23 protein-coding genes and 1 tRNA gene are annotated in these 26,573 nt (G+C 64.7%); 14 read left to right on the forward strand and 10 right to left on the reverse strand.

All coding sequences use genetic code 11. The features are described from left to right. Nucleotides 1-87: 87 nt before the first annotated feature. A tRNA-Thr gene (locus K3148_RS02460) sits at nucleotides 88-163 on the forward strand. A gap of 81 nt (nucleotides 164-244) precedes the next feature. Here the strand turns inward: K3148_RS02460 and K3148_RS02465 are convergent. Further along, a complete protein-coding gene (locus K3148_RS02465; protein WP_221425759.1) occupies nucleotides 245-505 on the reverse strand; it encodes a hypothetical protein in 261 nt (86 codons plus the stop codon). Between the two features lie 46 nt (nucleotides 506-551). Next, nucleotides 552-1,178: a TetR/AcrR family transcriptional regulator gene (locus tag K3148_RS02470; RefSeq protein WP_221425760.1), complete on the reverse strand. Its 627-nt coding sequence runs from the start codon at nucleotides 1,176-1,178 to the stop codon at nucleotides 552-554. Between the two features lie 113 nt (nucleotides 1,179-1,291). On the opposite strand from K3148_RS02470, the gene K3148_RS02475 reads away from it, so the two are divergent. After that, the gene (locus K3148_RS02475) at nucleotides 1,292-3,619 is read left to right on the forward strand and encodes a TonB-dependent receptor (protein ID WP_221425761.1); all 2,328 of its coding nucleotides are present in this window, start codon (nucleotides 1,292-1,294) and stop codon (nucleotides 3,617-3,619) included. 59 nt (nucleotides 3,620-3,678) lie between these two features. On the opposite strand, the gene K3148_RS02480 is transcribed toward K3148_RS02475, so the two are convergent. Next, nucleotides 3,679-4,983 carry a sulfotransferase family protein gene (locus K3148_RS02480; protein WP_247711619.1) on the reverse strand — a complete coding sequence of 435 codons (1,305 nt, stop codon included), beginning with the start codon at nucleotides 4,981-4,983 and terminating at the stop codon, nucleotides 3,679-3,681. 131 nt (nucleotides 4,984-5,114) lie between these two features. On the opposite strand from K3148_RS02480, the gene serS reads away from it, so the two are divergent. The 3 genes from serS to K3148_RS02495 are packed head-to-tail and all read left to right on the forward strand — an operon-like array spanning nucleotide 5,115 to nucleotide 8,327. Continuing rightward, nucleotides 5,115-6,395 (forward strand): serine--tRNA ligase, encoded by a 1,281-nt coding sequence (gene serS, locus K3148_RS02485; RefSeq protein WP_221425762.1) that lies wholly within the window; start codon nucleotides 5,115-5,117, stop codon nucleotides 6,393-6,395. Further along, nucleotides 6,392-7,156 (forward strand): 5'/3'-nucleotidase SurE, encoded by a 765-nt coding sequence (gene surE / locus K3148_RS02490; protein ID WP_221425763.1) that lies wholly within the window; start codon nucleotides 6,392-6,394, stop codon nucleotides 7,154-7,156. The genes serS and surE overlap by 4 nt, the downstream gene beginning before the upstream one ends. Before the next feature lie 43 nt (nucleotides 7,157-7,199). Then, nucleotides 7,200-8,327 (forward strand): potassium channel family protein, encoded by a 1,128-nt coding sequence (locus K3148_RS02495; RefSeq protein WP_221425764.1) that lies wholly within the window; start codon nucleotides 7,200-7,202, stop codon nucleotides 8,325-8,327. A 3-nt stretch (nucleotides 8,328-8,330) separates the two neighbouring features. Here K3148_RS02495 and K3148_RS02500 read toward each other — a convergent pair whose 3' ends face one another. Continuing rightward, a complete protein-coding gene (locus tag K3148_RS02500; RefSeq protein WP_221425765.1) occupies nucleotides 8,331-8,699 on the reverse strand; it encodes a DUF1761 domain-containing protein in 369 nt (122 codons plus the stop codon). Nucleotides 8,700-8,765: 66 nt separating this feature from the next. On the opposite strand from K3148_RS02500, the gene rimO reads away from it, so the two are divergent. The 7 genes from rimO to eda all read left to right on the forward strand — a co-directional run bounded on the left by rimO (nucleotide 8,766) and on the right by eda (nucleotide 18,721). Continuing rightward, a complete protein-coding gene (rimO, locus tag K3148_RS02505; protein WP_221425766.1) occupies nucleotides 8,766-10,142 on the forward strand; it encodes a 30S ribosomal protein S12 methylthiotransferase RimO in 1,377 nt (458 codons plus the stop codon). A gap of 365 nt (nucleotides 10,143-10,507) precedes the next feature. After that, nucleotides 10,508-12,727: an EAL domain-containing protein gene (locus K3148_RS02510; RefSeq protein WP_221425767.1), complete on the forward strand. Its 2,220-nt coding sequence runs from the start codon at nucleotides 10,508-10,510 to the stop codon at nucleotides 12,725-12,727. A gap of 213 nt (nucleotides 12,728-12,940) precedes the next feature. Then, complete coding sequence (locus K3148_RS02515) at nucleotides 12,941-13,738, forward strand: transglutaminase-like domain-containing protein (RefSeq protein ID WP_221425768.1); 798 nt, start codon at nucleotides 12,941-12,943, stop codon at nucleotides 13,736-13,738. 106 nt (nucleotides 13,739-13,844) lie between these two features. Next, nucleotides 13,845-15,293: a glucose-6-phosphate dehydrogenase gene (zwf, locus tag K3148_RS02520; protein ID WP_221425769.1), complete on the forward strand. Its 1,449-nt coding sequence runs from the start codon at nucleotides 13,845-13,847 to the stop codon at nucleotides 15,291-15,293. After that, the gene (gene edd / locus K3148_RS02525; protein WP_221425770.1) at nucleotides 15,286-17,100 is read left to right on the forward strand and encodes a phosphogluconate dehydratase; all 1,815 of its coding nucleotides are present in this window, start codon (nucleotides 15,286-15,288) and stop codon (nucleotides 17,098-17,100) included. Before zwf ends, edd begins: the two co-directional genes overlap by 8 nt. 35 nt (nucleotides 17,101-17,135) lie before the next feature. Then, nucleotides 17,136-18,110: a glucokinase gene (gene glk, locus K3148_RS02530; RefSeq protein ID WP_221425771.1), complete on the forward strand. Its 975-nt coding sequence runs from the start codon at nucleotides 17,136-17,138 to the stop codon at nucleotides 18,108-18,110. Further along, nucleotides 18,107-18,721 (forward strand): bifunctional 4-hydroxy-2-oxoglutarate aldolase/2-dehydro-3-deoxy-phosphogluconate aldolase, encoded by a 615-nt coding sequence (eda, locus tag K3148_RS02535; protein WP_221425772.1) that lies wholly within the window; start codon nucleotides 18,107-18,109, stop codon nucleotides 18,719-18,721. Before glk ends, eda begins: the two co-directional genes overlap by 4 nt. On the opposite strand, the gene tilS is transcribed toward eda, so the two are convergent. From tilS to K3148_RS02560, 5 genes are all read right to left on the reverse strand, one after another. Next, nucleotides 18,718-19,695 carry a tRNA lysidine(34) synthetase TilS gene (gene tilS, locus K3148_RS02540; protein WP_221425773.1) on the reverse strand — a complete coding sequence of 326 codons (978 nt, stop codon included), beginning with the start codon at nucleotides 19,693-19,695 and terminating at the stop codon, nucleotides 18,718-18,720. The genes eda and tilS overlap by 4 nt on opposite strands. A gap of 1 nt (nucleotide 19,696) precedes the next feature. Further along, nucleotides 19,697-20,590, reverse strand: a complete 894-nt coding sequence (locus tag K3148_RS02545) for a tetratricopeptide repeat protein (RefSeq protein WP_221425774.1) — start codon at nucleotides 20,588-20,590, stop codon at nucleotides 19,697-19,699. Between the two features lie 109 nt (nucleotides 20,591-20,699). Beyond that, nucleotides 20,700-21,530: a helix-turn-helix domain-containing protein gene (locus K3148_RS02550; RefSeq protein WP_221425775.1), complete on the reverse strand. Its 831-nt coding sequence runs from the start codon at nucleotides 21,528-21,530 to the stop codon at nucleotides 20,700-20,702. Between the two features lie 142 nt (nucleotides 21,531-21,672). Then, nucleotides 21,673-23,943: a phosphoenolpyruvate--protein phosphotransferase gene (gene ptsP / locus K3148_RS02555; protein ID WP_221425776.1), complete on the reverse strand. Its 2,271-nt coding sequence runs from the start codon at nucleotides 23,941-23,943 to the stop codon at nucleotides 21,673-21,675. Between the two features lie 89 nt (nucleotides 23,944-24,032). Next, nucleotides 24,033-24,188: a YdcH family protein gene (locus K3148_RS02560; protein WP_221425777.1), complete on the reverse strand. Its 156-nt coding sequence runs from the start codon at nucleotides 24,186-24,188 to the stop codon at nucleotides 24,033-24,035. Nucleotides 24,189-24,338: 150 nt separating this feature from the next. Between K3148_RS02560 and K3148_RS02565 the strand changes: the two genes are divergently transcribed. Together K3148_RS02565 and K3148_RS02570 are read left to right on the forward strand one after the other, a co-directional pair. Next, nucleotides 24,339-24,545 (forward strand): YdcH family protein, encoded by a 207-nt coding sequence (locus K3148_RS02565; protein ID WP_221425778.1) that lies wholly within the window; start codon nucleotides 24,339-24,341, stop codon nucleotides 24,543-24,545. 82 nt (nucleotides 24,546-24,627) lie between these two features. Further along, nucleotides 24,628-25,080: a DUF1465 family protein gene (locus K3148_RS02570; RefSeq protein WP_247711620.1), complete on the forward strand. Its 453-nt coding sequence runs from the start codon at nucleotides 24,628-24,630 to the stop codon at nucleotides 25,078-25,080. Here K3148_RS02570 and glpK read toward each other — a convergent pair. After that, nucleotides 25,077-26,540: a glycerol kinase GlpK gene (glpK, locus tag K3148_RS02575; RefSeq protein ID WP_221425780.1), complete on the reverse strand. Its 1,464-nt coding sequence runs from the start codon at nucleotides 26,538-26,540 to the stop codon at nucleotides 25,077-25,079. The genes K3148_RS02570 and glpK overlap by 4 nt on opposite strands. Between the last annotated feature and the right edge of the window lie 33 nt (nucleotides 26,541-26,573).

The raw sequence follows: 26,573 nt of genomic DNA on the forward strand, positions 1-26,573 counted from the left end.
GGCGATAGGCGTCTGGACGGCGCGCTGCAATCGGGCTGGACGCGCGAGGCATTTTCCGCCAGAGGCGCCGCACCGTTCCGAAGGTACGCCGGCTTAGCTCAGTTGGTAGAGCAGTTGATTTGTAATCATCAGGTCAGGGGTTCGACTCCTCTAGCCGGCACCAATTCCCCCCACGAAAAAGCGGCCCTCCAGAAGGAGAGCCGCTGAAAATTCCGGGCCGTCTTGGCAGACGGCCATGCGACGATTAGGCTGCAGCGCGGGTTTCCGTTTTCTGCGGAAGCGGCTCGCCGGTCACGATGGACTCGCCGCGCTGCGAACGCTCGTAAATCTTCTTTGCGACATAGCTTCCTGCACCAACGGCGAGCATGGCGGGAAGGCTCATCCGGCGAAGAACCGAAGCCGCCACGACGCCAAGCGCCGCACCGCCAGCACCGCCGATGCCGAAACCGTCAACCTTCTTTGCGAGTTTGTCGCCTGCGTAGGCGCCGATAATCTTGCCGATCATAGAAATTCTCCTTTGCCCTAACAACGGCTTGGAGCGGCAAGCGTTCCTAATCGCGGGCCGGGCCGATGCCTTGCTGTAGCAGGCGATTGGCGAGCCTCGCCACCTCGTCCGGGCCGGGATCGGCCTCGTCCGCCCAGATGGCGTAGCGTAGGCCGAGGAAGACGTTCATGCCCATCAGCGCCCAGGCTTCGACCTCACCGAGCCCGGCGCGCATCGCGCCTTCTTCGCCGCCTGAAGCAAGGCGACCCGCGATACGCTCGGCGATCGTTTCGTAATGGGTGCGATAGCTCAAGGGATCGACGAATTCGGCTTCGTCGATGATGCGATAGACTTCCTTGTTGTGTGCGGCGAACCGCAAGAAGGCCTCGAGCGCGGCCCGCTCGATGGTGAGCGCGTCCATATCGGGTTCGATCGCCTCGCGCGCGGCCACTTTGACCGCCTCGCTCATGTCGGCGACGAGCGCGCGGAAGATCGCGTCCTTGCTGTCGAAATAGGTGTAGAACGTACCCAGAGCCACGCCCGCACGCCGCGTGATCGAGCTGATCGAGGCTTCGTGAAACCCGTGATCGCCGAATTCGCGCGCCGCCGCGTCGAGCAGCTTGCGCATCGTCTTGCGCCCCCTTTCGGTGCGCGGCGTCTTCACGTCCTCTGGCGCGGTCGCGTCCATTCCCATCCCCTCTTGAACTCATGGCTAAGCGAAATCCGCAGGCCGATGCAAGAACAAACTTGAAAGGTGGTTCAGTTTTCAATATTGAGGGCACGAGAGAGATATTGGGAGGGAGTTTCATGAAGTTTCGCACCATGCGTCCGGCCGCTGTTCTTTTGGCGGGCACTGCCGGCCTGGCTTTTGCAGCGCCTGCCGCAGCGCAGTCCTCGCAGGACATCGATTCCGATACCGAGCTGAGCGAGGACGCCTCGCCTGCGGATGATGGCACCATCGTCGTCACCGCGCGCCGCCGGGTCGAGCGCCTGACCGACGTGCCGATCGCCGTCACCGCTCTTTCGGGTGAGGAACTGATCCGCGGCGGCACGCTGGAACTGACCGAAGTGGCGGATGAGGTCCCCAACCTCACGCTCGAAGTCAGCCGCGGCACCAACACCACCCTTACCGCCTTCATTCGCGGCGTGGGGCAGCAGGATCCGGTCGCCGGGTTCGAGGCGGGTGTCGGCCTTTACGTCGACGACGTCTATCTCAACCGCCCGCAGGCCGCCGTGCTCGATGTCTACGATGTCGAGCGGATCGAGGTGCTGCGCGGCCCGCAAGGCACGCTCTATGGCCGCAACACCATCGGCGGCGCGATCAAGTACGTGACCGCACGCCTGCCCGATGAGACGCGGGTGAAGGTGCGCGGGACCTATGGCTCCTATGACCAGGCCGACCTCGTCGTCTCCGCCTCGACCCCGATCAGCGATAGCTTCCGCGTCGGCGTCAGTGGCGCGCGCCTCTCGCGCGGCGGCTATGGCGACAATCTCACGTTGGGCACGGAGAATTACAACAAGGACGTCTGGGCCGGTCGCGGCACGCTGGAGTTTGACAGCGGCCCGCTCTTCGTGCGCCTCTCGGGCGATTATGTGAAGGACAACAGCGAGGCGCGCCAAGGCGGCCGCCTGCTCGATGGCCGCTTCTCCGGAGCGCCCGTGCTCGACAATCCCTACGACACGCGCGCGGGTCTCGACGTGGTGGATCAGGAAGTCGAAGCCTATGGCGGCGCGCTCCAGATCGCTTACGAACTCAGCGACACGCTGACCCTGAAATCGATCACCGGCTACCGCGAGGACGCGTCTACCACCCCGATCGATTTCGACAGCCTGCCCGCAGCCGATCTCGACGTGCCTGCCATCTATGAAAACGACCAATTCAGCCAGGAACTGCAGCTGCTGGTCGAGGGCGACCGCCTGTCGGGCGTGCTCGGCGCCTATTATCTCGACGCCAACGCCTACACCGCCTTCGACGTGGCGCTGTTCACCACCGGCGACCTCATCGGCCTGCCGGGCCTCAACGCCCAGACGCTGGGCGATGTGGCGACCGAGACCTGGTCGGTCTTCGGCGACTTCACCTATGACCTGACCGACCAGCTCAGCCTGTCGCTGGGCGGCCGCTACACCTGGGATACGCGCAACAGCCGCATCCTGCGTACCACCTTCATCGGCGGCTTCTCCGACCTGTTCGACGGCGACGGCACACCATTCCTGGTGACCAGCGATTTCGAGGGCGAGGCGAATTACAAGGAGTTCACCCCGCGCGCCTCGATCGCGTTCAAGCCGAACGTGGATCACACGCTCTATCTGTCCTACTCGAAGGGTTTCAAGGGAGGCGGCTTCGACCCGCGTGGCCAGAGCACCCAGGCGCCCGATCTGGATGGCAACGGCGAGGTTAGCTACGCCGAAGAGTACGAATTCCTCAACTTCCGCCCGGAGACCGTGGACAGCTATGAACTGGGCTGGAAGGCCAGTCTGCTCGACAACCGCCTCACCATCGCGCTGGCCGGCTTCATCGGCCAGTACAAAGACGTGCAGATCCCCGGTTCGATCGGCTTCGACAGCGATGGCGATGGGGTCAACGACAGTTTCGCCGGAACTACTTCCAACGCAGCGAGCGCTGACCTCAACGGCCTCGAATTCGAAGGCAACGCGCTGGTGGCACGCGACTTTGCCGGCGCCGGCAGCCGCATCGGTTTCAACTGGTCGCTCGGCTATCTCGATGCGAGTTTCAACGAATACGTCGACAAATTCGGCAACGACGTCGCCGACGAACGCGTGATCCAGAACACGCCCGAATTCACCGTCCACACCGGCATCAACATCGGCGTTCCGGTCGGTGGCGGCGTGCTCGACTTCCTCGGCTCGATCACCATGCGTTCGGACAGCAGCCAGTTCGAAGTGCCCGGGCCGCTCGACCAGACCGCTTACGAACTGGTCGACCTTGGGCTCGTTTACACCGACGACAGCGAGCGTTTTGCCATCGGCATCCACGCAAAGAACGTCTTCGACCAGCGCTATATCGTGGCCGGTTACGACTTCGTGACCGGCACCCCGCTTGGCCTCGAAGGCAATCTGACCGGCTTTTATGGCGATCCGCGCCGAGTCTTCGTGACCGGCGAGGTAAAATTCTAACTCACCCTCCAGAGTGAGCTAGGGGGCGGCGGCCGGGACGACCGGTTCGCCGCCTTTTGCTATCCGGCCGCGATCGGCGGACGCGTCACGCCAACCGCGTTGGCGGTGGGGATACGGTAAGTGGAGATGTAGTCGGCGAAGCGTTCGTAGACCTCGCCCTCCTCCAGCCCGAACTCGGCCAGCGAATAGCTGTGCGGCACGCGTTTCGAGGCTGCTGACCGGTCGAGATAGTCCTGCATCGCCGGCAGGGCGGGCGCGATGTCGAGGCCGAGGAAGCGGTAGATGCGCTCCATCGACCCGCGCCAGTCATTGTCCATCGCGTCGTATTGCACATCGATCATCTGTGACTTTTGAATGGCATCGCGGGCCTGCCGCATCCGCTCCACCATCAGCTCGCTCTTGCGCAGCCATTCGCGCCCGTGCGCCTTCGGATCCACATCGTCGGCGTAGATGATCGTCTGGTTCCAGGCGAGCGAGGCGGTGCTGCCGACCACCGATTTGGGATCGCGGTGCGTGAAGATCAGCCGCGCATCGGGGAAGACTTCGAGCAGCGCGGGCAGGTCGAGCATATGCTGCGGCGTCTTGAGGACCCAGGGCCTCAGCGAGCTTTCCTGCTGCGACCAGCCGATGAGCCGCAGGAGGTCGGCCATGTGGCGATAAGCGGACACGGCGCTTTCCTGTTCGCACCAGCGCGCGAAGGTCGGCACGCGCCACTGGGCCTCGAACTTCATGCCGTAGAAGCTGGCGGCGATAAGGCCGAGTTCCTCTTCAGGCTCATAAGGCCCGGTCGGGTGGATCGACAGCGTGCGCGGATTGGCGAGGCGCGCTACCTTCAGAATACGCTTCGCCAGCACGGGGCGGAAATCCTCGCGCTTGCCTTCCAGCACCTCTTCGAAATCGGGGCGCGGCACCGGGCTGATCGTCTCGAAGCTGCGCAGATTGGCGAAGCGCTGGTCGGCCGAGAGCAGGCGATGAAGCCGCGTCGTGCCCGAGCGCATCGGCCCCACGATCACCACCGGATTGCGGATCGGGCGCGCGAGTATCTCCGGGTGACGGTCGAACCACATTTGCGCATATAGCCTGTCACGCAGCAGGTGGTGGAATTGCTTCATGGCGGAAAAATCGCCCGCGGCGTTGAGGCCCGCCTCCTCCTTCGCCGATTGCAGCAGGACGTCCAGAGCCTCGACGAACCAGCGGTCCCCGAAGTTGTCGAGACCATAAGCGCGGGCGACTTCCTCCATCAGGACATCGCGGTCGAAGCAGGCCTTGTCGACCATGCCGACCTTGCGCCCCAGCCTGATCCCGGCGTCGACCATATCGATGAAACGGCTGCGGCGCGGCGGCGTAAGTGACTGGTCTGGCAAGTGTCTTGGCCCCTTTGGTTGCTCTCGACTGGCGCGCAGGCGCCATAGCCACTCCAACCGTTGCGGGCACAATAGGTGCCTCGAAATTTCCACACTGGAAAAGACCAGCGCCAAACGGCATAGCGCGCCCCATGCACGATATCGCCTTCATCCGAGCCAATCCCGAAGCCTTCGACGCCGCGCTGAAACGCCGCGGGGCAGAGCCCATCGCCGACCGGATTGTCGCCCTCGACGCCAAGAAGCGCGAGGCGCAGACCCGCGTTCAGGAAGCGCAGAGCCGCCGCAACGAAGCTTCCAAGGCAATCGGCCAGGCCATGGGCCAGGGCGACAAGGACAAGGCCGAGGCGCTGAAGGCCGAAGTCGCCGAGATCAAGGCGAGCATGCCCGCGTGGGAGGAGGCGGAACAGAAGGCCGGTGCGGAACTGACCGACCTCCTCGCCCGCCTGCCCAATATGCCTGCCGACGACGTTCCGGACGGCGCGGACGAGAACGACAATGTCGAGGTTTCGGCATGGGGCGAGAAGCGCGACTTTGCCTTCGAGCCCAAAGAACACGCCGATATCGGCCCTGCTCTGGGGATGGACTTCGAAACGGGCGCTTCGCTTTCGGGCGCCCGCTTCACCTTCCTGCGCGGCGACATCGCCCGCCTCCACCGCGCGCTCGCCCAGTTCATGCTCGACACCCAGACGCGCGAGAACGGCTATACCGAGTGCAATCCGCCGGTGCTGGTGAACGACGAGGCCATGTACGGCACCGACAAGCTGCCCAAGTTCGCCGAGGACAGCTTCCAGACCACCGATGGCCGCTGGCTGGTTCCGACCTCGGAGGTGCCGCTCACCGCTTCGGTCGCCGGACAGATCCTCGATGAACCCGTCGAGCCTATTCGCCTTACCGCCCACACGCTCTGCTTCCGCAGCGAGGCAGGCTCGGCAGGGCGCGATACGCGCGGATTCATTCGCCAGCACCAGTTCGAGAAGGTCGAACTCGTCAGCATCTGCCGCCCCGAAGACAGCGAGGCCGAGCACGAACGCATGACAGCTTGCGCCGAGGGCATCCTGCAGGCGCTCGGCCTGCCTTATCGCAAGGTTCTGCTGTGCGTCGGCGACATGGGCTTCGGCGCGAAGAAGACTTACGACCTCGAGGTCTGGCTCCCTGGACAGGGCGCCTATCGCGAAATCAGCTCCTGCTCGAACACGGGCGAATTCCAGGCGCGTCGCATGAACGCGCGCTATCGCCCCGAAGGCGAGAAGAAGACCCGCTTCGTCCACACGCTCAACGGATCGGGCCTCGCCGTGGGCCGCACGCTGGTGGCGGTGATGGAGAATTATCAGCAGGAAGACGGCAGCGTCACCGTGCCTCATGTTCTCGCTCCCTATATGGGCGGCGTTGCAAAGCTGGAGCCGCAGGCGTGAAAATCCTCCTCACCAACGACGACGGCGTCCACGCCCCCGGCCTCGACGTGCTGGAGGCGATTGCGCGGCAGTTTTCCGACGACATCTGGATTTGCGCGCCCGACGAGGAACAGTCGGGCATGGGCCACGCGCTGACCCTCACCCGTCCGGTGCGCTTGAGGAAGCACGGGGAGCGGCGCTTCTCGGTGACCGGCACGCCGACCGATTCCGTGACTATGGGCCTGAGGCAGGTGATGGACGGCGCGCCCGACCTGATCCTGTCGGGCGTCAACCGCGGCGCGAATCTCGGCGACGACATCACCTATTCGGGCACCGTGTCCGCCGCCATCGAAGGCGCGCTGGCCGGCATCCGCTCGATCGCGATGAGCCAGGTCATCGGGCGCGACGATGCGGGGCACGATATGTCCTTCGCTGCGGCCGAGGCGTGGGGCGCGAAGGTCCTCGCCCCGCTGCTGGAGGCCCCGTTGCCCGACCGCACACTGGTCAACATCAACTTCCCCCCGCGCGCTGCCGACCAGATCAAGGGCATCCGCGCCGTGGCACAGGGCTTCCACGATTATTCGCGCGGCACGGTGGTCGAGGGACGCGATCCGCGCGGCTTCAAATACTTCTGGTTCGGCCTGCAGGCGATCGAGCACACGCCCGACCACGGCACCGACCTCGAAGCGATTGCAGACGGTTACGTCTCGGTCACTCCGCTCCAGCTCGACCTGACCCATCACGCCTCGCTGAAGGCCCTGGGGGAACGCTACGGCGCTTGAAGGTGCTTGACCGCCCCCGCACGCTCGCCCACTTGAGGGTGGGATGAGCGAGAGAAAGCAACTCGATCGAATTGCGCCGGGCGAAGGCGGGACGCGTGTCTATCGCGGCCCGCGGTTCCAGCCCCTGCGGCGAGCGACCAAGATCCCTGTCTGGGGAGACCTCGGCATCCGCCTGGGCCTTGCGCTTTTCCTGATCGCCCTCGTGGTAATGATTCACTGGTGGGATCGCGAAGGTCTGGTCGACAATCTCGACGGCGAGGTCAGCTTCCTCGACGTGATCTATTTCACCATGATTTCGATCACCACCACCGGCTTCGGCGACATCGCCCCGATCTCCGACCGTGCGCGCCTTGTCGAGGCTGTCATCGTGACGCCGGTCCGTTTCGCCGTCCTGTTCATCTTCGTGGGCACGGCCTACAACTTCCTCATCAAGCGCAGCTGGGAAAAATTCCGCATGGCCCGTATTCAGGAACAACTCTGCAACCACATCGTGGTCCTCGGCTACGGCATTTCCGGTAGCGAGGCCGTGGCCGAACTCATCGAACGCGGGACCGATCCCAGCACCATCGTGGTCATCGACCCCAGCGAGGAACGGCTTCACGCCGCTGAATCGCTCGGATGCAATGTCATGGCCGCCGACGCGACGCGCGACGAGACCCTGAAAGCGGTGCGGATCGGAGAAGCGCAGAACGTCCTGATTTCGGCTGGACGCGACGATACCACCATCCTCATCACCCTGACCGTGCGCGCGCTGGCACCGCACGTTCCCATCAGCGTGGTGGTGCGCGCGGACGACAACGAATCGCTTGCCCGCCAGGCCGGTGCGAACAACGTCATCAACCCGGTGCGCTTTACCGGTCTCTTGCTCGCCGGCAGCGCCAAGGGCGAGCATATCGCGGAATATCTGGCCGACCTCGCCAGCGTGTCCGGCCGCGTCCAGCTTGTCGAGCGCGAAGTGACGGCGGACGAGTGCGGCTGCGCGATCAGCGAGCTGACGACCGGAGGCCGAGGCCTGCGCGTCTACCGCAACGGCCGTGCCATCGGCTTCTGGGAAGACGAGTGCCAGAACCTGCAGGAAGGCGACATCATCGTCGAAATCATCGCCACGCCCAATGGCGAGAGCAAGGGCGACGGGCACGTGAAGGATGACACCATCCGGCAGGGTGCCTGAGGTTTAGCCGAGCAACAGGAACACGCCGCCCATCGCCAGATAGGCGGCGAGCCAGTAACCCCAGTCGAACAGAGCCTTGCCGATCGGTTCTTCGCGCCTGACCGCTGCGATAAAGAGCGCCGGTCCGATGAAGGTCAGCGCCAGCCCGCCCGCCATCATGAAGTAGAGCCACCACTTCGCATCGAGCGTGGCCGTTCCGACCCGGGCGAACATGTGGCCGAGCATGGCGGCGCTCGCAAACAACAGCAGGCCTGCCATGATATGCAGGAGATATGGCGGGCGCGGAGTAGCTGCCCTGCCATAGAAGGTCACGCCCAGCAGCGCGGCGACACTCCAGGCGGCCACCACCGCGATCCAGTTTACAGGTCCCATGCGGTCCCTCCTAGCGCGAGCCGCCCAGTTCGTGTAGGGGCGCGCGCAAATCCCACGGACATTGACATGAACACCCCCACCACCCCGATCCCCGACCAGAAGAAGGTCGGCATGGTTTCCCTCGGCTGCCCCAAGGCGCTGGTCGACAGCGAACGCATCCTCACGCGCCTGCGCGCCGATGGCTATGCGATGAGCCCCGATTACGCCGGCGCGGACGTGGTGCTGGTGAACACCTGCGGCTTCCTCGATTCGGCCAAGGAAGAAAGCCTGCAGGCGATCGGTGAGGCCATTGCCGAAAACGGCCGCGTGATCGTAACCGGCTGCATGGGCGAGGAAGCCGATGCCATCCGCGCCGCGCATCCCAGCGTCCTCGCCGTGACCGGCGCGCACCAATACGAGGCCGTCGTCGAAGCCGTACACGAGCACGCCCCGCCAAGCCAGGGTCCGTATATCGACCTTATCCCTCAGCCGGACGTGAAACTGACGCCGCGGCACTACAGCTATCTGAAGATTTCCGAGGGCTGTAACCACTCCTGCGCCTTCTGCATCATCCCGGACCTGCGCGGGAAGCTCGCCAGCCGCCGGATCGATGCGGTCCTGCGCGAAGCGGAGAAGCTGGTCGCCGCCGGCACGAAGGAACTGCTGGTCATCAGCCAGGACACCAGCGCCTATGGTGTCGACACACGGCACGAGAGCAAGCCGTGGAAGGGCCGCGAAGTGCGCGCGCACATGACCGATCTCGCGCGCGAACTGGGCCAGCTCGACATCGGTGGCGGTATGCCGCCGTGGGTGCGGCTGCACTACGTCTACCCCTATCCGCATGTCGACGCGGTGATCCCGCTGATGGCCGAAGGGCTGCTGACGCCCTATCTCGACATTCCCTTCCAGCACGCCAGCCCAAAGGTCCTGCGCGCGATGAAACGCCCGGCGAACGAGGCCAAGGTGCTCGAACGCCTCAAGGGCTGGCGCGAGATCTGCCCCGAGATCGCGATCCGCTCCAGCTTCGTGGTCGGCTTCCCGGGCGAGACCGAAGACGATTTCAAGTATCTGCTCGACTGGCTGGAAGAAGCCCAGCTCGACCGCGTCGGCGCGTTCCGCTTCGAACCGGTCGAAGGCGCGCAGGCCAATCACCTGCCCGATCCCGTGCCGGAAGAGATCAAGGAAGAACGTTACGCCCGCGTCATGGAAGTGACCGAGCGGATCAGCGCCGCCAAGCTGCAGGCGAAGGTCGGTCGTTCGATCCCCGTCATCATCGACGAAGTGGGCGAGCCGGACGAGGATGGCGATATCGGCGCGACCGGTCGCAGCCAGGCCGACGCGCCCGAAATCGACGGTGCGGTTTACCTGCGAAACGTGCCCGGAACGCTCGAAACCGGCGATATCGTGACCGTTGAAGTCGAGGATGCCGACGCCCACGACCTTTACGGTGTCGTCGCGGGCTGACCGCTGCCTACCTACCCCTTAACCAAAGCGATTGAACCTTTGGAAAGTTTGGTAAGGGACTGTTTAAAATAGGATATTCCCGCCACCCTAAGGGGATGCCGCGGGGCCATGCTTAACGATCCTTCATCCTATTTCCTACTACGCGATTAACTACTGTTGCGCGCCGATTTCCATGGGTGCGCGAAAAAATCGGCCCCCGCGTCAAAACATTCTTAAACTTAATCGGGGCATAGGGAAGCGCGATGAATATCGTCCGCACCCTGGACCGCGCCTCTGCGCCCTCTGCCAAGTCGGTTTCCGGCTTGCCCCTTGGTGCGGCGAGTCGATTGAAGCATCTGCTTTTCAGTGTCGCATTCGTCTTTGCCTTGTTCGTAATCAGCATACTCGACCCCGTCGACCAGTTCAGCTGGATTGCCCAGTCGCGCATTGCGACCCACAAACCGTCGGGCGATATCGTCTTCGTGGCCGCAGAACGGGATCTGGCCGATCCGGATCTTCCCGGACGTCGTCAGCAGCTTGCCTCCGCCTTGGAAAAGCTCGACCAAGAAGGTGTCGGGCGCGTCTATGTCGACATCGCCTTCCCGCTTGCATCGACCGAAGCGGCGGACGCGCAGCTAGCGCAGGCAATTGCCGACCTTGGACCGCGCGCTACTCTGGTCGACAGGATCGAACAGAACGGAAGCTCTCCCGAACGTATCATAACGACCTCCCCCGCCATTGCGGGCGATGCGAAGCGTGTCGTTTCACGCAGCTCTGACAATTGGCTGGGATTTAGCTGGACCAAGGAGTACGCCGAGAACGTAAAGGGGCGCAGGCTCCCGACCCTCGCTGCATCGATCGCTGGTATCGAGGACACCCGGGGCGGCACTTTCCAGATCGACTACGCCTTCGATTCGAGCGCGATCACCTCCGTCGAACTGTCCGACCTTGTTGCAGGCAACCATGTAGCGGGTTTCGCGGGGCGGACCGTCGTTATCGGCGAGGCTGCAGGCCTTTCGGATCGTCAGCAGCGTGTCCCGGGCGATTACTCGGTCCCGCGTTCCTATGTCGCGATTTATGGCGCGGAAACATTGAAGGCTGGCCGGACAGGTTTCATCAGCGCCCTTCCGGCCCTTGCCGTTTTCACCCTGACCTTCGCACTGCTGCTCGCTTTCGCCAATTCGCAAAAGCGTCGCCGTGTGGCCTATGCGTTTGTCTTGAGCTCCCTCCCCCTGACCATCTATCTGGGTAGCGTTGCCGGTGTTCGGGTCGAGCTGTCCTATTGCGCGGCAGCGCTCATCGCCTACGCCTTCCTGCGCTCGCGCGCTCGCTGGAAGGACCGCATGGCGCTGGTCGACAACGAGACCGGTTTGCCGAAGCTGCGCGCACTCGAAGTCAAGACAGCGCAGGACATCCATGTGCGTGGCCATCTCGTGGTGGCCCGAATTCACGGCTATGAACATGTCTTCAAGACGCTGCCTCGCGCACACCGGGCGCAATACATCCTCAAGCTCGTTGATCGCCTGCGCGCCACCGATGGCGATCTGACGATCTACGCCGAAGGGCATCATCTCGCTTGGCATTGCAAGGAAGAGGATGGCGATCGCCTTGCCGAGCATCTCGAAGGCCTGCGCGCGATGTTCGCGGCACCGCTCAACGTTGCCGGCTCCTCGATCGACGTCGGCATCAGCTTTGGTGTCGCCAAGCTCGACGGCGATCCGGCGGCGCGTCTCGCTGCAGCGGTCGCGGCCGCCGAGGAAAGCTCCGAAGCTCTCCAGCCGATCAAGATCGCCGAAAGCAGTTCGCGCTTCGACGAGCTGTGGGACATTTCGCTGCGCGCCCGCATCGACGAAGCGATGGAAGCGGGCGAGATCTTCTGCGTTTACCAGCCCAAGATCGACACGCGGAACGGCAATATGACCGGGGTCGAGGCGCTTGTGCGTTGGCAGGACCCGGCGCGCGGCTTTATCCCACCTATGCACTTCATCGCCCAGTGCGAGAAGGCCGGGCGTATGGACGCGCTGACCGAATTCGTCTTCGAACACGCCTGCGCGGCGGGACGCCTGATGCACTTCCGCGGACGCTCGATCACCATGTCGGTGAATATCTCGGCCACGCTGCTGTCCGACATGAAAATCGTCGGAATGGTTCGCAACGTCCTCCAGGCCACCGGTTTCGACCCGCGTTTCCTCATCCTCGAAGTTACGGAAACCTCGCGCATCGGGAACCTCGAGACGGCGGAGATGGTCCTCAACGAGTTGAAGGCGCTCGGCACCCGCATCTCGATGGATGACTTCGGCGTCGGTGAGACCAATTTCGAAACCTTTTTCGAGCTTCCTTTCGACGAAGTGAAGATCGACCGGCTGTTCGTGGCCAACATCACCAAAAGCGCCAAGGCCAAGGCTATCGTGACCAGTGTCGTCCAGATGGGCCGCGATGCGCGAATCGGGGTCGTTGCGGAAGGCGCAGAGGATGCCGAGACGCTGAAATTGTTAACGGAAATCGGGTGTACGCACGTCCAAGGTTATATCCTTGCCCGCCCCATGGGTTTGGATAACCTCATGAAATTCAATGAGTTCGGAGAAAGTGGCGCGCGCGAAGCATAGTTAATGCTTTACAAACATGTATGGTTAACAGAAGGTTACTTCCTGTCCGTCAACAGGAGGCGATTATGTGGAACATCTGGAAGTGGCTCATGGGCTAATTGCCCAGCCAGAATAATCTTCACAAAAGGGCTCCGGTTTCGGGGCCCTTTTTCGTTTGCGGTGGGGTGCCCCCATTAGCGCGAAACAGAGCTCTCGCTGCTGCGTTAGGGCGGTATGACCATTTCCATAGAAGCGCGCTTTTCTTTTTCTCTTCCGCGCAAGACGGACCTGCTTCTTCAATTCGAAGCGGCGAGGATCCCGGAACAGCTTGTCCGTTCGGCCGATACCCAGCTCACCGAGTCCGAACATTGCGCCTGGGTCCCTGCCCAGGATGACATTGGCGAGCGCATCTGGATCCGGGCCGAGGGGGACTTCGAAGTCGCCTATCGGGCGGAAGTTGAACTCCAACGCCAGCTCGCCGACCTGTCGTCTCTCACCCGCCTCGCCCCGCATGACATGCCAGGCGAAGCGGTGCAGTACCTCTTCGACAGCCGCTATTGCGCGGCCGACCGCTTCCAGACCTTTGTCGAGGACGAGTTCGGCGGCACCGACGGGGGCGAGCGGATCGTCGCCATCCGTGAATGGATGGGCCGCAAACTCGCCTACACGCCGGGCGCTTCGGGCCCGCAAACGACCGCGCTCGACACCTTCGTCGAGCGGCGCGGTATCTGCCGCGATTACGCCCATGTCATGGTGGCGCTGGCGCGCGCCAGCACCATCCCCGCGCGCTATGTCGCCTGCTACGCGCCAGGCGTCGACCCGCCCGATTTCCACGCCGTCGCCGAAGTCTTCCTCAACGATCCCGAAACCGAGGGCGGCGGCACCTGGCAGCTGGTCGATGCGACCGGCATGGCCGATCCGGCGCAGACGGTGAAGATCGGCGTCGGGCGCGACGCGGCCGATGTCAGCTTCCTGACCAGCTTCGGGATGAATGAATTTGGCGACAAGACCGTGTCGGTCACCGCCTCGTGACCGCGCCCATCCATAGCCTCATGAATAGCAATGCGGCGCTCTGGCCTATCGCTACCCTCGCTGATAACGCCCCGCCAATGGGAGGAAAGATGCCGGTGGACACTGCATGCCAGAGGTAAAGTTCGAAGCCGACCGCCTGCTCCTTTTCGGAGCGACCGGCGATCTGTCGCAGCGGATGCTGCTGCCCTCGCTCTGCGCTCTCCACGCCGACGGCCTGCTCGATCCGGACCTGCGTATCGTTGCCACGGCGCGCTCGGAGATGAGCACGAAGGAGTTCCGCCAGTTCGCGCGCGAGGCGCTGGAAAAGCACCTGCCGAAGAACCGGCGCGGCCCGACCGCGGATTTCCTGAACAAGCTGAGCTATGTCCCCGTCGATGCGACCACGCCTGCCGGTTATGACGAGCTTGCGAAGGAAGTGGGTGAGTACAAGGGCCTCGCGATCTTCCTGTCGACCGCGCCGAGCCTGTTCGAGCCGACCATCGCTGGCCTCAAGCGCGCGGGCCTGACCAACGGCAACGCACGCATCGCGCTCGAAAAGCCGCTCGGCACCGATCTGGCCTCCAGCTGCGAGATCAACGACGCGGTCGCCAAAGCCTTCAGCGAAGACCGCATCTTCCGCATCGATCACTACCTCGGCAAGGAAACGGTCCAGAACCTCCTCGCCCTGCGGTTCGCCAATATCCTGCTCGAGCCGGTGTGGAATTCCAATTACGTGGACCACGTCCAGATCACCGTCGCCGAGACGGTCGGGCTGGAAAGCCGGGTCGCCTATTACGACGACAGCGGCGCGCTGCGCGACATGGTCCAGAACCACATGCTCCAGCTCCTCGCGCTGGTGGCGATGGAGCCGCCGACCAGTTTCGACGCCACTGCCGTGCGCGACGAGAAGGTCAAGGTCCTGCGCGCGCTGCGTCCAGCCCAGTCGAACGAGGTCGTTACGGGCCAGTACCGCGCCGGAGCCGTCGATGGGAAAAGCGTGCCCGGCTACGACGAGGAACTGGGCAAGGACAGCGACACCGAAACCTATGTCGCGCTCAAAGCCCATGTCGATAACTGGCGCTGGCGCGGCGTGCCCTTCTACCTGCGCCACGGCAAGCGGATGCCGCGCCGGGTCACGGAAATCGTGATCCAGTTCAAATGCATCCCGCACTCGATCTTCGAAGGGCGCGGCGCCAAGACCGAACCCAACCGCATGGTGATCGAAATCCAGCCGGAAGAAAATATCCAGCTGACGATGATGGCCAAGGTCCCGGGCCTTGGCAGCGACGGGTTGCGCCTGCGCCCCGTGCCGCTCGACATTGCCATGCCCGATGCCTTCTCCGACGTGGTCCGCCGAATCGCCTACGAGCGCCTGCTGCTCGACCTCATCCATGGCGACCAGACGCTGTTCGTCCGGCGCGACGAGGTGGAGGCCCAGTGGGACTTCATCGACCACATCCGCGCGCTGTGGGCGGAAAACGGAACGCAACCCAAGACCTATGCCGCGGGCACATGGGGACCCAGCGCCGCCGTGGCGCTTGCCGAACGCGACGGGGTGACCTGGCACGATGACTAAGCCGCTTAACGATACCATCCACCGCGTGACCGAGCGGGTGATTGCGAACTCCAGACCGAGCCGCAGCGCCTATCTCGACCTGATGGACCGCGAAGGCGACCGGCAGGTCAATCGCGGTACTTTGTCCTGCTCCAATCTCGCCCATGCCTATGCCGGGGCCGAGGAAGACCAGCAGGCGATCATGGCCGCACGCGGACCTAACCTCGGCATCGTCACCGCCTACAACGACATGCTCTCGGCGCATCAGCCCTATTACCGCTATCCCGAGCGGATGAAGATCTGGGCGCGCGAAGTGGGCGCCACCGTGCAGGTTGCGGGCGCCACGCCGGCCATGTGCGACGGGGTGACGCAGGGCGAGGACGGCATGGAACTGTCGCTCTTCAGCCGCGACACCATCGCGCTTTCGACTGTCGTTGCGCTGAGCCACGCCATGTATGACGGCGTTGCCCTGCTCGGTATCTGCGACAAGATCGTGCCGGGCCTGCTGATGGGCGCGCTGCGCTTCGGGCACCTGCCCGCGATCTTTGTGCCCTCGGGCCCGATGGGGACCGGTATTTCGAACAAGGAAAAGCAGCGCACACGCCAGCTCTATGCCGAGGGCAAGGTAGGGCGGGAGGAACTGCTGGCGAGCGAGATGGGCAGCTACCACTCGCCCGGCACCTGCACCTTCTACGGGACTGCCAATTCGAACCAGATGATGATGGAGATGATGGGCCTCCACATCCCCGGCGCGGCTTTCGTGCCGCCGGGCGCGAAACTGCGGCAGGAACTGAGCCGCAAGGCGACCCATCGACTGACCGAGATCGGCAAGTCGGGCGAAGACTTCCGCCCGCTGGGCCGCGTGGTCGACGAAAAGGCGATCATCAACGCCGCCATCGGCCTCCTCGCCACGGGCGGTTCGACCAATCACGCGATCCATATCCCGGCGATGGCGCGCGCGGCGGGTATTCGTTTCGACTGGACCGACCTTGCTGAACTTTCCAGCGCCGTTCCCCTGGTTGCGCGCGTCTATCCCAACGGCTCGGGCGACGTGAACCATTTCCACGATGCCGGCGGCATGGGTTATGTTATCGGCACGCTGCTCGACGAGGGGCTGGCGCATGGCGACATCCTGACCGTCTGGGCCGGCGGCTTCGAAGCCTACTCCAATGAGCCGGGCATGGATGGCGACGCGCTGACCTGGCGCGATCCCGGTCCCTCCGGCGATCCCGAGATGCTCCGCCCTGCTTCCGATCCTTTCCAGAGCGATGGCGGCATGCGGCTCGTGCAGGGCAATCTGGGACGCGCCTGCTTCAAGTCTTCCGCTGTCGAGCGCGAGCGCTGGACGATCGAAGCGCCGTGCCGGATCTTCGAGGACCAGCCGAGCGTCAACGAAGCCTTCAAGAAGGGCGAACTCGACCGCGATGTGGTCGTGGTGGTCCGCTACCAGGGGCCGCGCGCCAACGGCATGCCCGAACTCCACAAGCTTACCCCCGCCCTCGGCGTGCTGCAGGACCGCGGTTACCGCGTCGCGCTCGTGACCGATGGGCGCATGTCCGGCGCGAGCGGCAAGGTTCCGGCCGCGATCCACTGCACGCCCGAAGCTTTGGGCGGCGGGCCGCTGGCAAAGCTGCGCGACGGCGACATTGTCCGCGTCTGCGCCGAGACCGGTACGCTTTCTACCACCGCCGATCTCGCCAGCCGCGAACCGGCGCCCAAACCGCAGGCCGACAGCGGTATGGGCCGCGAACTTTTCGCCATGTTCCGCAGCAACGCCGACGGCGCCGAACAGGGCGCCTCGTCGATGCTGGCCATGGCAGGACTATAAGCAATGACGAGGCTCGCAAAGAGCCCGAGGGGAGAATGATGGAACTCGTAAGCGTCGATATCGGCGGCACGCACGCGCGCTTCTCGATTGCGACCATCCACGAGGATGGCACGATCACGCTGGATGAGCCGGAGACGATCCACACCAAGGATCACGCCAGCTTTCAGACCGCGTGGGAGGATTATCGCGACCGCAAGGGCGGCAGCCTGCCCTCGCGCGTGGCCATGGCGATTGCCGGGCCCGTGGGCGGCGAGGTCATCCGCTTCACCAACAACCCGTGGATCATCCGTCCGGCGCTGGTGAAGGAAAAGCTCGGCGTCGAGAGCTATTGTATCGTCAACGATTTCGAAGCGGTCGCCCATGCGGTGGCGCGCGTCGGAGACGACCAGTTCATCCACCTGACCGGCCCCGACAAGCCGCTCGCCCCGACTGGCCGCCTCAGCGTGCTCGGCCCCGGCACCGGGCTTGGCGTCGCGCATCTCTATCGCGAGCCCGACGGCACTTATCGCGTGTCGGCGACCGAGGGCGGGCACATCGATTTCGCCCCGCTCGACAGCATCGAGGACGCGATCCTTGCGCGCCTACGCAAGCGCCACAATCGCGTCTCCATCGAGCGCGTGGTGTCCGGCCCGGCGATCTCCGACATCTACCAGACGCTCGCCGCGATGGAGGGCAAGCCGGTCGCCGAAGAGGACGATATCGCCATCTGGACGCGCGGGCAGGAGGGCAGCGACAGCCTCGCCGCCGCCGCTGTCGACCGTTTCTGCCTTTCGCTTGGCAGCGTGGCGGGCGACATCGCGCTGGCGCAGGGTGGCTTCGGCGGCGTCGTGATCGCGGGCGGCCTTGGCTACCGCATTCGCGAGACGCTGGTGAAGTCGGGCTTTGCCGAGCGTTTCAAGGCCAAGGGCCGCTTCCAGGAGCTGATGGCGTCGATCCCCGTCAAGCTCATCACCCATCCGCAACCGGGCCTGTTCGGCGCGGCTGCCGCCTATGCGAGGGAACACGCATGACCCATATCGCCGACATCATGCAGACCGCGCCGGTCATCCCGGTGATCGTGGTCGACGAGGTGGAACACGCCGTGCCGCTGGCCCGCGCCCTTGTGGCAGGCGGACTGCGCGTGCTCGAGGTCACTTTGCGCACCCCTGCCGCGCTCGACGCCATCCGCGCCATGAAAGAGGTCAACGGGGCCATTGTCGGCGCGGGCACCGTGACCAACCAGGAAGAGCTGGCCGCGGCAATCGATGCGGGGAGCGAATTCATCGTCTCGCCCGGCCTCACCGAGCCGCTCGGCAAGGCGGCGATCCGCGAGGGCATCCCCTTCCTGCCCGGCATCGCCAACGCCGGCGACATCATGCGCGGCCTCGATCTCGGCCTTACCCATTTCAAGTTTTTCCCCGCCATGGCCGCGGGCGGGCTGCCGGCCCTCAAAGCGCTCGCCGCGCCCTTCGGCCAGTGCCGCTTCTGCCCGACCGGCGGGATCACGCTGGAGAACGCACCCGACTGGCTCGGTTTCGATCCGGTTCTGTGCGTCGGCGGCAGCTGGGTTGCGCCGCGTGGTGCGGTGGATGAGGCAGCGGTCGAGAAAGTCGCGCGCGAGGCGGCAGCGCTCGGCGGTTAACCCGTCCTTCGCGGATTTTCGGGAGCGAAGGTCCAGACGACATCGTCACCGTCGAGGTTGCGGGCTTGAATCCCGCCAATGTTTACCGCGCGATCGTCGAGCAGTTCGTCCACCATGCGCCGCGCTTCGCTGCGGGTCAGCGTGGCGCCAAGATCCTCGCAGAACAGCTTCACCACTTCGGCAAGGAAGACAGGGCGATGGACGCCTGAGCGCGCAAATGGGCGATAGCGATGGGGCGCGCCGTCCTCGTCCTGCGCCCTTCCCCATTCCTCCAGCGCCATGCCGTCGATGTCGTCCTGCATCTCGGCGAGATAGCGGGCCGATGCGGCCAGTCCCTCGACATCGATGAAGTCGGCCTGGGCCAGCCCCTTGCGCATACGCACGCGGTCGAAGCTCTCGTCGAGGTTGGAGGGGTCGGCGGCGACGGGAAAGCCGCTGGTTCGCGCGATGTCCTCCAGCGCCGAGCGACGCCATGTCAGCAGCGGGCGCAGCACAATTAGATCGCCCTCGCCCAGCGACGTCGCCGACCGCACCCCGGCAAGCCCCGATAGCCCGCTGCTGCGGTTGGCGCGCATCAGGAAGGTCTCGGCCTGATCGTCCGCGTGATGAGCGGTCGCGATATATTCGACCGAGCGCCGCTCCGCCCATTCAGCCAGCGCTTCGTAGCGCGCGCGCCGGGCCTCGGCCTGCAGATTGCCGGGCGGCACGGTCACGGCGAGCGTCTCGTGCGGCACGCCCAGCGCTTCGCAAATCCGCGCAGCGTCCTGCGCCTCTTTAGCGCTTTCGGCGCGCAATCCATGGTCGACCGTGGCCGCCTCTACGCGCCCGGGCAGCGCCTCTGCCGCTAAGAGCAGAAGGGCGAGACTGTCCGGCCCGCCCGAGAAGGCGATGCCCAGTCTCTCGCCCCCTTCGAGCGTCCAGACGCGCGCGAGGTCCTGCCGGAACCGCTCTAACAGTTCCGGCGAGAGCGCCATCTTAGTTGCAGGTGACCTTGCTGCGCGCAGTCGCGTACTGGCCCGACAGGCGGCCGGTGGCGAGCGCCGGATAGGTCTCGCCGAATTCCGACAGGGCGATGCAGGCGCGGCCCGTGTCCTTCAGGGCGATCATCGCTTCGGCGAGGAACAGCAGGCTGTCCCCGGCGCGCGCGCCGTTCTTGTCGGCCTGGTAATTGCGCAGGAACCACGGCGCTGCCTCGGTCGGCTTACCGTCGTCGAGATAGGCGCGGCCGAGCAGGTTGCGGCCGTAGCTCACGCGCGAATGGTTGGGGTGCTGTTCCACGAACAGGGTCAGCTGCTGCTGCGCCTCGGGGAAGAAGCCGGCGTCCCACAGGCGGAAGCCGTAGGAATATTCGTCATCCCCGGCATCACCCGTAGCGGGCTTGGTGATCGCCTGGACAGCCGCGACACGCGCCGGGTCGGGCTTGGCTGCGGGTTCGGGCTCGGGCGTGGTCGTCGTGCCGCTCGTAGCAGGCGCGGGTGTGGGTTCCGGAGCAGGAGCGTTGGCGGCCTCAAGCGCCTCCACCCGTTCTTCGAGCAGGCGCATGGCGTTGGTGCCCACCTCGTACTGCGCGGTCAGCCGTTGCAATTGCATCTCCAGCGCATCGAGGCGCGCGAGGATATCGGTGACCGCCGTGGTCGAGGTCACGGCCGGCTGGGCCGGATTGGCAGTAGCTGCGGGAGCCGTAATCTGCGGTTCGAAGTAGCGTCCGTCGCCGCCCGGGAAGACCTTGCGCTGCAGGGCGCGAACTTCGGCTTCCAGCTTGCGGATGCGCGTTTCGTCATTGTCCTGCGCCACTGCGGGGATGGAAGTGGCGATAAGGGCCATGGCGATCCCGCCGAGGCCGAAGGCGCGTGCGCTGCGTGCGATCATGATAGGTGCGTGCTCCCGTTTGGAGAATTCATACTGACAGAAATGGCCTAGCCCCGCGAAGCTGTCGAGGGGATGAAGGCGGATATCCGCCGCTGGCTATAGGCGCAGATCAGGTCTCGCTGGGCGTGGCGGCTGCCACCGGAGCGGCCTCGGGCTCGTCACGGGCGAGCAGCGCTTCGGCCGTCACCGGGACATCCTTCACCACCGTGTCTTCCTCGGTCAGCTTGGGAACGCTGCGGCCGCCGATGGTGATGGCGAGCGCATAGGGCCGCCCGGTCCAGATCTGCGGGCCGTCGGCATCTTCGGGAATGGTGAAGCTGTCGCCTTCGGCCATCTGCGCTTCGAAGAGGCGCGTGCCACTGGCGTCGTAGAACTTGACCCAGGTATCGTCCATTTCGCTGGTGAAGACGACAGGGCCGCCGGTGGGCTGCGGCGCGGGCGTTGCGGCCTGCTGGGGCGTCTCGTTCGCAGCGACCTGCGCTTCGGGGTCTTCCAGCGGTGCGGGCCCGAGGCCGGGCGCGAAATAGCTCGAATAGAAAGCATAGACGCCGCCGAGCAGGATCACGGCCGCCAGCACGGCGAACCAGGCGAGGCCGCGCCCCGGCACGCGAGCAGGGTCGCCAGGCTCGAACTTGGTCGGCTTTTCGACCGCGTTGGGATCGCCTTCAGCCAGTTCCTCGCGCACGTGGTCAAGCACGTCCTTTTCGTCGAGGCCGAGCGTGCGAGCGTAGGTGCGGGTGAAGCCGATTGCGTAGGTTCGCGAAGGAAGCGCGGAGAAATTGCCCGCCTCGATCGTCTCCAGGTGACGCTTGGGAATGCGCGTTTCGGCAGCGACCTGATCGATGTCGAGACCCTTGGCCTCACGCGCCTCGCGCAGGCGATCACCCACGCGCTGTTTGGGCGCGGACGCGTTTTCGACGATGCCGTCTTCTTCTTCCATGCGAATCCCGAATACCTGAAACCCCGCGGGTGTTCCCGCTCCGACTGGGTTTGTTGAGAAAGACGCTCGCCGCGCTTGTCAACCGGTTCGCCCCCTTGCCATCCGGGGGAAACCGACGAATTGCGCGGCAAAAGAGACGAAATCAGTCGAGATCGATGTCGTTCTTGTCCGCCCATTCCGTCAGCGCACGGCGCATGTCGAGCGGCGGGCTCATCAGCCATTGCTGCATCTGGGTCTTGAGATCGGGCAGATAGACCTTGCGCACCAGCTCCTTGATCGGCCCGACGGCGGCCGGCGTGATCGAAAAGCGCGTGTAGCCGAGCCCCATCAGCGCCAGCGCCTCCAGCCTGCGACCGCCCATCTCGCCGCAGACGCCGACGCGGACCTGACTGCCGACCACTTGCTTCGAAATGCGCGCCATGAAGCGCAAGATCGCCGGGCTGAGCCAGTCGTACCGCTCGGCCAGCTTAGGGTTCGCGCGGTCGGCGGCGAAGAGGAACTGGGTCAGGTCGTTGGTGCCGATCGAGAGGAAGGACACGCGCGGCAACAGCAGGTCGAGCACCTCGGCAAGCGAGGGGACTTCGAGCATGCAGCCGTATTCGATCGTCTCGGGCATGAGCTTGCGCCGGTCGCGCAGCCAATCGGCCTGCTCCTCGAAAATCGCCTTGGCGGCGTCGAATTCCCACGGCTCGGACACCATCGGGAACATGACCGAAAGCTTGCGGCCCGCCGCCGCTTCCAACAATGCGCGCGCCTGCGCCTTGAGCAGCCCTTCGCGTTCGAGCGAGAGTCGCAGCGCGCGCCAGCCCATGGCAGGGTTCTCGTCCTTTTCCGCCGTGTCGTTGGCAAGATAGGGCACCGCCTTGTCGCCGCCGATATCGACCGTGCGGAAGACCACCGGCTTGCCATCGGCGGCATCGAGCACATCGCGATAGAGCCGCTGCTGGCGCTCGCGTGCTGGCAGGGTGGAGGAAACGAGGAACTGGAACTCGGTCCTGAAGAGGCCGATCCCGTCGGCACCGGTCAGCTGCAGCGCGCTGACATCGTCGCGTAGCCCTGCGTTCATCATGACCGTGATCCGCGTGCCATCGCGGGTGAAGGGTTCGACGTCGCGCAGCTCGGCATAGGCAGCGGCGCGTTCCTTGCTCTTGGCGAAGCGCGCGTCAAAGGCCTCGAGCAGGGGCTGAGAGGGACGCAAGGTGACGGTGCCCTTGTCGGCATCGACCAGCACCGCGTCGCCTTCGGACACGCGGGAGCGGACCCGCTCGACCCGGCCCAGCACGGGGATGCCCATGGCGCGCGCCACGATCACCACATGGGCGGTGAGCGAGCCTTCTTCCAGCACCACGCCCTTGAGGCGCCGCCGGTCGTATTCGAGCAGTTCGGCCGGGCCGAGATTGCGCGCAAACAGGATGGTGTCGCGCCGCAGCCCCTGGCTGGCCGCCGTGCCGAGCTGGCCGGAGACGATGCGCAGCAGGCGGTTCGACAGATCCTCCAGATCGTGCATCCGGTCGGCCAGCAAAGGATCGTCGATCTCGCGCATGCGCATGCGGGTGCGCTGCTGCACACGCTCGATGGCGGCTTCGGCCGTCAGACCGCTGTCGATCGCCTCGTTGATGCGGCGGCTCCAGCCTTCGTCATAGGCGAACATCTTGTAGGTCTCGAGCACTTCGACATGCTCACCGCCCTTGCCGAATTCCGGTTCGCGACCCATCGCATCGATCTGGTCGCGCATCTTGTCGAAGGCGCGGTAGACGCGCTGGCGTTCGGCTTCGATATCCTCGGCCACGACCTGGTCGATCTCGATCCGCGGCTGGTGGAACACGGCCTGCCCCTCGGCCAGACCCTTCACCAGCGTCAGCCCTTCGAGCACTTCGCACTCGGTCGAGACCTCGTCGAGATCGATCGCTTCCTGGTCGTCGACAAGTTCCTTGTGGGCAATGAGTTCGCTGAGCACCATGGCAGTGGTCTGCAGCGCCTCGATCTCGACATCCTCATAGCGGCGCGGTTCGACGTGCTGCACGCAGAGCACGCCCACGGACCGCTCGCGATAGACGATGGGCACGCCGGCAAAGGAGTGGAACTTTTCTTCGCCCGTTTCGGGGCGGTAGAGGAAGTCGGGATGCGCCTTGGCCTCGGCGAGGTTCAGCGTTTCGATATTCTTGGCGATGGTGCCGGTCAGGCCTTCGCCCACGCCCATGCGGGTGACGTGGACCGCCTCTGGATTGAGGCCATGAGTCGCGTAAAGCTCCAGCTCGCCATCGCGCAGCAGGTAGATCGAGCACACCTCGCTCGTCAGGCTGTCGGCAATGATGTCGACCACGCGATCGAGCTTGTGCTGGGCGTGATGGCGTCCGGCCATGACCTCGTGCAGGCGCGTGAGGATCTGGCGGGCGGAAGCGGCAGCTGACATGGTGGCCAGCTATAGCAAAAAGTAAGGGCAGCGGAAGCGGGGCGGACGAGGCAATTCTATCCGCCCCGCTAGCGCTATCGCGTGCAGCCCTAGTGAGCGGCTATTTCTTCCTTCAGCCTGAGCTTCTGCTTCTTGAGCTGCTGGATCATCGCGATGTCGGGCGAAGGCCTTGCCTGTTCGCTGTGCAACCGGGCTTCGAGCCCTGCATGCTTGGCCTTGAGTGCGGCGACATGGGATGATTGCATAGGTGAGCTCCTTCTTACGGTTTCGACCCCGTTTGAAGCGACTCGTGCATCGCAGCACGCGCCGCCTTTCAGCATCAAACCATAGCTTGGCGAATTTACAAACCCCCGTAGAAACGCCATGCGACAAAGCGAGATTCGGGGACGACGACGGTGAACGAGCAGGAACTTCGCAAGCGCTTGGAATCGCTGAAGAGCGAGCACCGCGACCTCGACGTCGCGATTGCGGCGCTGAGCGATGCGGGCGATGGCGGTTTCGTCGACCAGCTGCAAATCGCGCGCCTGAAAAAACGCAAGTTGCAACTGAAGGACCGGATTTCGGCGATCGAGGACAATCTCATCCCCGACATCATCGCCTGACCACCGTTTCATCACGGGACACCGCATTCACAAGGCTTAGGCCTTGCGGAGCCTTTGCGGTAACTTCACGTTCTCTATGGATATGGACCGCACGATTCACGAACAGGTCGTCGAAGACCTCTATGCCGAAGCGCTTTCGCTGGCGGACGAGGCGCGCGCCGTATTCGACCTGCGCGATGAGGCGAGCCATGGCAACACGCCCGACGAAGTGCGCATCGCGCTGTCGATCGAGGGGCTGCGCACCACCACGCGGGTAATGCATGTGCTTGCTTGGCTGCTCAACCAGCGCGCCTATCACGCGGGCGAGCTGACCAAGCTGCAATTGCTGCGCCACGGGACCTTGGGCGAGGAGCGCCCCTCCGACCCGGCCAACATGGAAAAGCTGGAGCTCGCCACCCGCGCGTTGATTCGCGACACCGAACGGCTGCATGCCCGGGTTGCGCGGCTCGACGAAGAACAGCGCCAGATCGAAAACGCCAAAGACCCGGTCAGCGATATGCAGGGCCGCATCGCGCAGGCTTTCGCCGGACGTTAAGCGACCGAGAGCGCGCGGGCGTAGCGCGCCAGCCGGTCCTTCCTCACTTCTTCCGCCATATCCGGGGTAAATACCCGCATTTCGCCGCGCATGGCCTGCGCGGCTTCTTCCAGCGTGGCGTAAATCCCCGCGCCGACGCTGGCGCAAATGGCTGCGCCCAGCGCGGTGGTCTCGACGAAATCGGGACGCTCGACTTCGAGGTCCAGAATGTCGGCGAGGTCCTGCGCCATCCAGTCGTTGGCGCTCATCCCGCCATCGATCTTGAGGCTGGTCCACGCCGCGCCATCACCGGCAAAGGCCGTCGCCAGGTCGTGCGTCTGGTGCGCCATGGCCTCCAGCGCTGCGCGGGCGATCTGCGCCCGTCCGCTGGCGAAGCTGAGGCCCGAGATCACCCCGCGCGCATCGGGCTTCCAATGCGGCGCGCCGAGGCCGGCCAGCGCGGGCACGATCACCACTTCGCCGCTGTCCTCGATGGAGCGGGCCAGCTTCTCCGTCTCCGCCGCGCTTCCTATAAGGCCGAGCTGGTCGCGCAGATACTGGACGAGGCTACCGGCCACGAAGCAGGCGCCCTCCAGCGCGTAGGTCCGCTCGCCGCCCGACTGGTGCAGCACCGTGCCGAGCAGGCGATGGTCGGAGCGCGGGATGTCCTGCCCCTTGTTGGTCAGGACGAAGGCCCCGGTGCCATAGGTCGCCTTGGTCTCCCCGAAGGAGAGGCAGCCCTGCCCGATGGTGGCCGATTGCTGGTCGCCTACGAGGCCGCAAATCGGGATCGACCGCCCGAGCCACTCGGCCCCGCAGTCGGCGAGATGGCCATGCGTGTCGACAACCTCGGGCAGGCTCGCGACCGGCACGCCGAAGAGTTCGCACAGCCCTTCGTCAAACTGCGCGCCGTCGAGCGCGAGCAACAACGTGCGGCTGGCGTTGCTGGCGTCGCTGACATGCGCACCGCCCGACAGCTTGTAGACCAGCCAGCTCTCGACCGTGCCGAAAGCGAGCCGCCCGTCGTCCGACGCGCGCTTCACGCCCTCGTCGTGGTCGAGCAGCCAGCGCATTTTCGTGCCGGAGAAATAGGGATCGAGCAGCAGGCCGGTGCGCGTCTGCACCTCGGCCTCGTGGCCTTCGTCCTTCAACTGCGCGCAGAAATCGGCCGTGCGCCGGTCCTGCCACACGATCGCGCGCGCCAGCGGCTCGCCTGTTTTGCGGTCCCATGCGACCACGGTTTCGCGCTGGTTGGTGATCCCAATGGCGGCGATGGCCTCGGCGCCTTCGCCCACCGCCTCGCGCATGCAGCGGAGCGTCTTCTCCCAAATCTCGACCGCGTCGTGCTCGACCCAGCCGGGCTTGGGATAGTGCTGCGTCAGTTCCGCCTGCGCGACGCGTTCCATGCGTCCCGCTGCATCGAAAACCATCGCCCGTGTCGAAGTCGTCCCCGCGTCGAGGACCAGAATTTTCTCTCCCATGCGCCCCTCCCTATCGACAAGCCGCGCCATTCG

Origin of the sequence: Qipengyuania aurantiaca, from assembly GCF_019711375.1 — a bacterium.
Lineage (GTDB): Bacteria > Pseudomonadota > Alphaproteobacteria > Sphingomonadales > Sphingomonadaceae > Qipengyuania > Qipengyuania aurantiaca.

Excerpts from the sequence above, each read along its gene's own strand:
- K3148_RS02465 (WP_221425759.1), bottom strand. The coding sequence starts at position 505 with ATGATCGGCAAGATTATCGGCGCCTACGCAGGCGACAAACTCGCAAAG.
- K3148_RS02470 (WP_221425760.1), bottom strand. The coding sequence starts at position 1,178 with ATGGGAATGGACGCGACCGCGCCAGAGGACGTGAAGACGCCGCGCACC.
- K3148_RS02475 (WP_221425761.1), top strand. The coding sequence starts at position 1,292 with ATGAAGTTTCGCACCATGCGTCCGGCCGCTGTTCTTTTGGCGGGCACT.
- serS (WP_221425762.1), top strand. The coding sequence starts at position 5,115 with ATGCACGATATCGCCTTCATCCGAGCCAATCCCGAAGCCTTCGACGCC.
- K3148_RS02495 (WP_221425764.1), top strand. The coding sequence starts at position 7,200 with ATGAGCGAGAGAAAGCAACTCGATCGAATTGCGCCGGGCGAAGGCGGG.
- K3148_RS02500 (WP_221425765.1), bottom strand. The coding sequence starts at position 8,699 with ATGGGACCTGTAAACTGGATCGCGGTGGTGGCCGCCTGGAGTGTCGCC.
- rimO (WP_221425766.1), top strand. The coding sequence starts at position 8,766 with ATGAACACCCCCACCACCCCGATCCCCGACCAGAAGAAGGTCGGCATG.
- K3148_RS02515 (WP_221425768.1), top strand. The coding sequence starts at position 12,941 with ATGACCATTTCCATAGAAGCGCGCTTTTCTTTTTCTCTTCCGCGCAAG.
- zwf (WP_221425769.1), top strand. The coding sequence starts at position 13,845 with ATGCCAGAGGTAAAGTTCGAAGCCGACCGCCTGCTCCTTTTCGGAGCG.
- edd (WP_221425770.1), top strand. The coding sequence starts at position 15,286 with ATGACTAAGCCGCTTAACGATACCATCCACCGCGTGACCGAGCGGGTG.
- glk (WP_221425771.1), top strand. The coding sequence starts at position 17,136 with ATGATGGAACTCGTAAGCGTCGATATCGGCGGCACGCACGCGCGCTTC.
- eda (WP_221425772.1), top strand. The coding sequence starts at position 18,107 with ATGACCCATATCGCCGACATCATGCAGACCGCGCCGGTCATCCCGGTG.
- tilS (WP_221425773.1), bottom strand. The coding sequence starts at position 19,695 with ATGGCGCTCTCGCCGGAACTGTTAGAGCGGTTCCGGCAGGACCTCGCG.
- K3148_RS02545 (WP_221425774.1), bottom strand. The coding sequence starts at position 20,590 with ATGATCGCACGCAGCGCACGCGCCTTCGGCCTCGGCGGGATCGCCATG.
- K3148_RS02550 (WP_221425775.1), bottom strand. The coding sequence starts at position 21,530 with ATGGAAGAAGAAGACGGCATCGTCGAAAACGCGTCCGCGCCCAAACAG.
- ptsP (WP_221425776.1), bottom strand. The coding sequence starts at position 23,943 with ATGTCAGCTGCCGCTTCCGCCCGCCAGATCCTCACGCGCCTGCACGAG.
- K3148_RS02560 (WP_221425777.1), bottom strand. The coding sequence starts at position 24,188 with ATGCAATCATCCCATGTCGCCGCACTCAAGGCCAAGCATGCAGGGCTC.
- K3148_RS02570 (WP_247711620.1), top strand. The coding sequence starts at position 24,628 with ATGGACCGCACGATTCACGAACAGGTCGTCGAAGACCTCTATGCCGAA.
- glpK (WP_221425780.1), bottom strand. The coding sequence starts at position 26,540 with ATGGGAGAGAAAATTCTGGTCCTCGACGCGGGGACGACTTCGACACGG.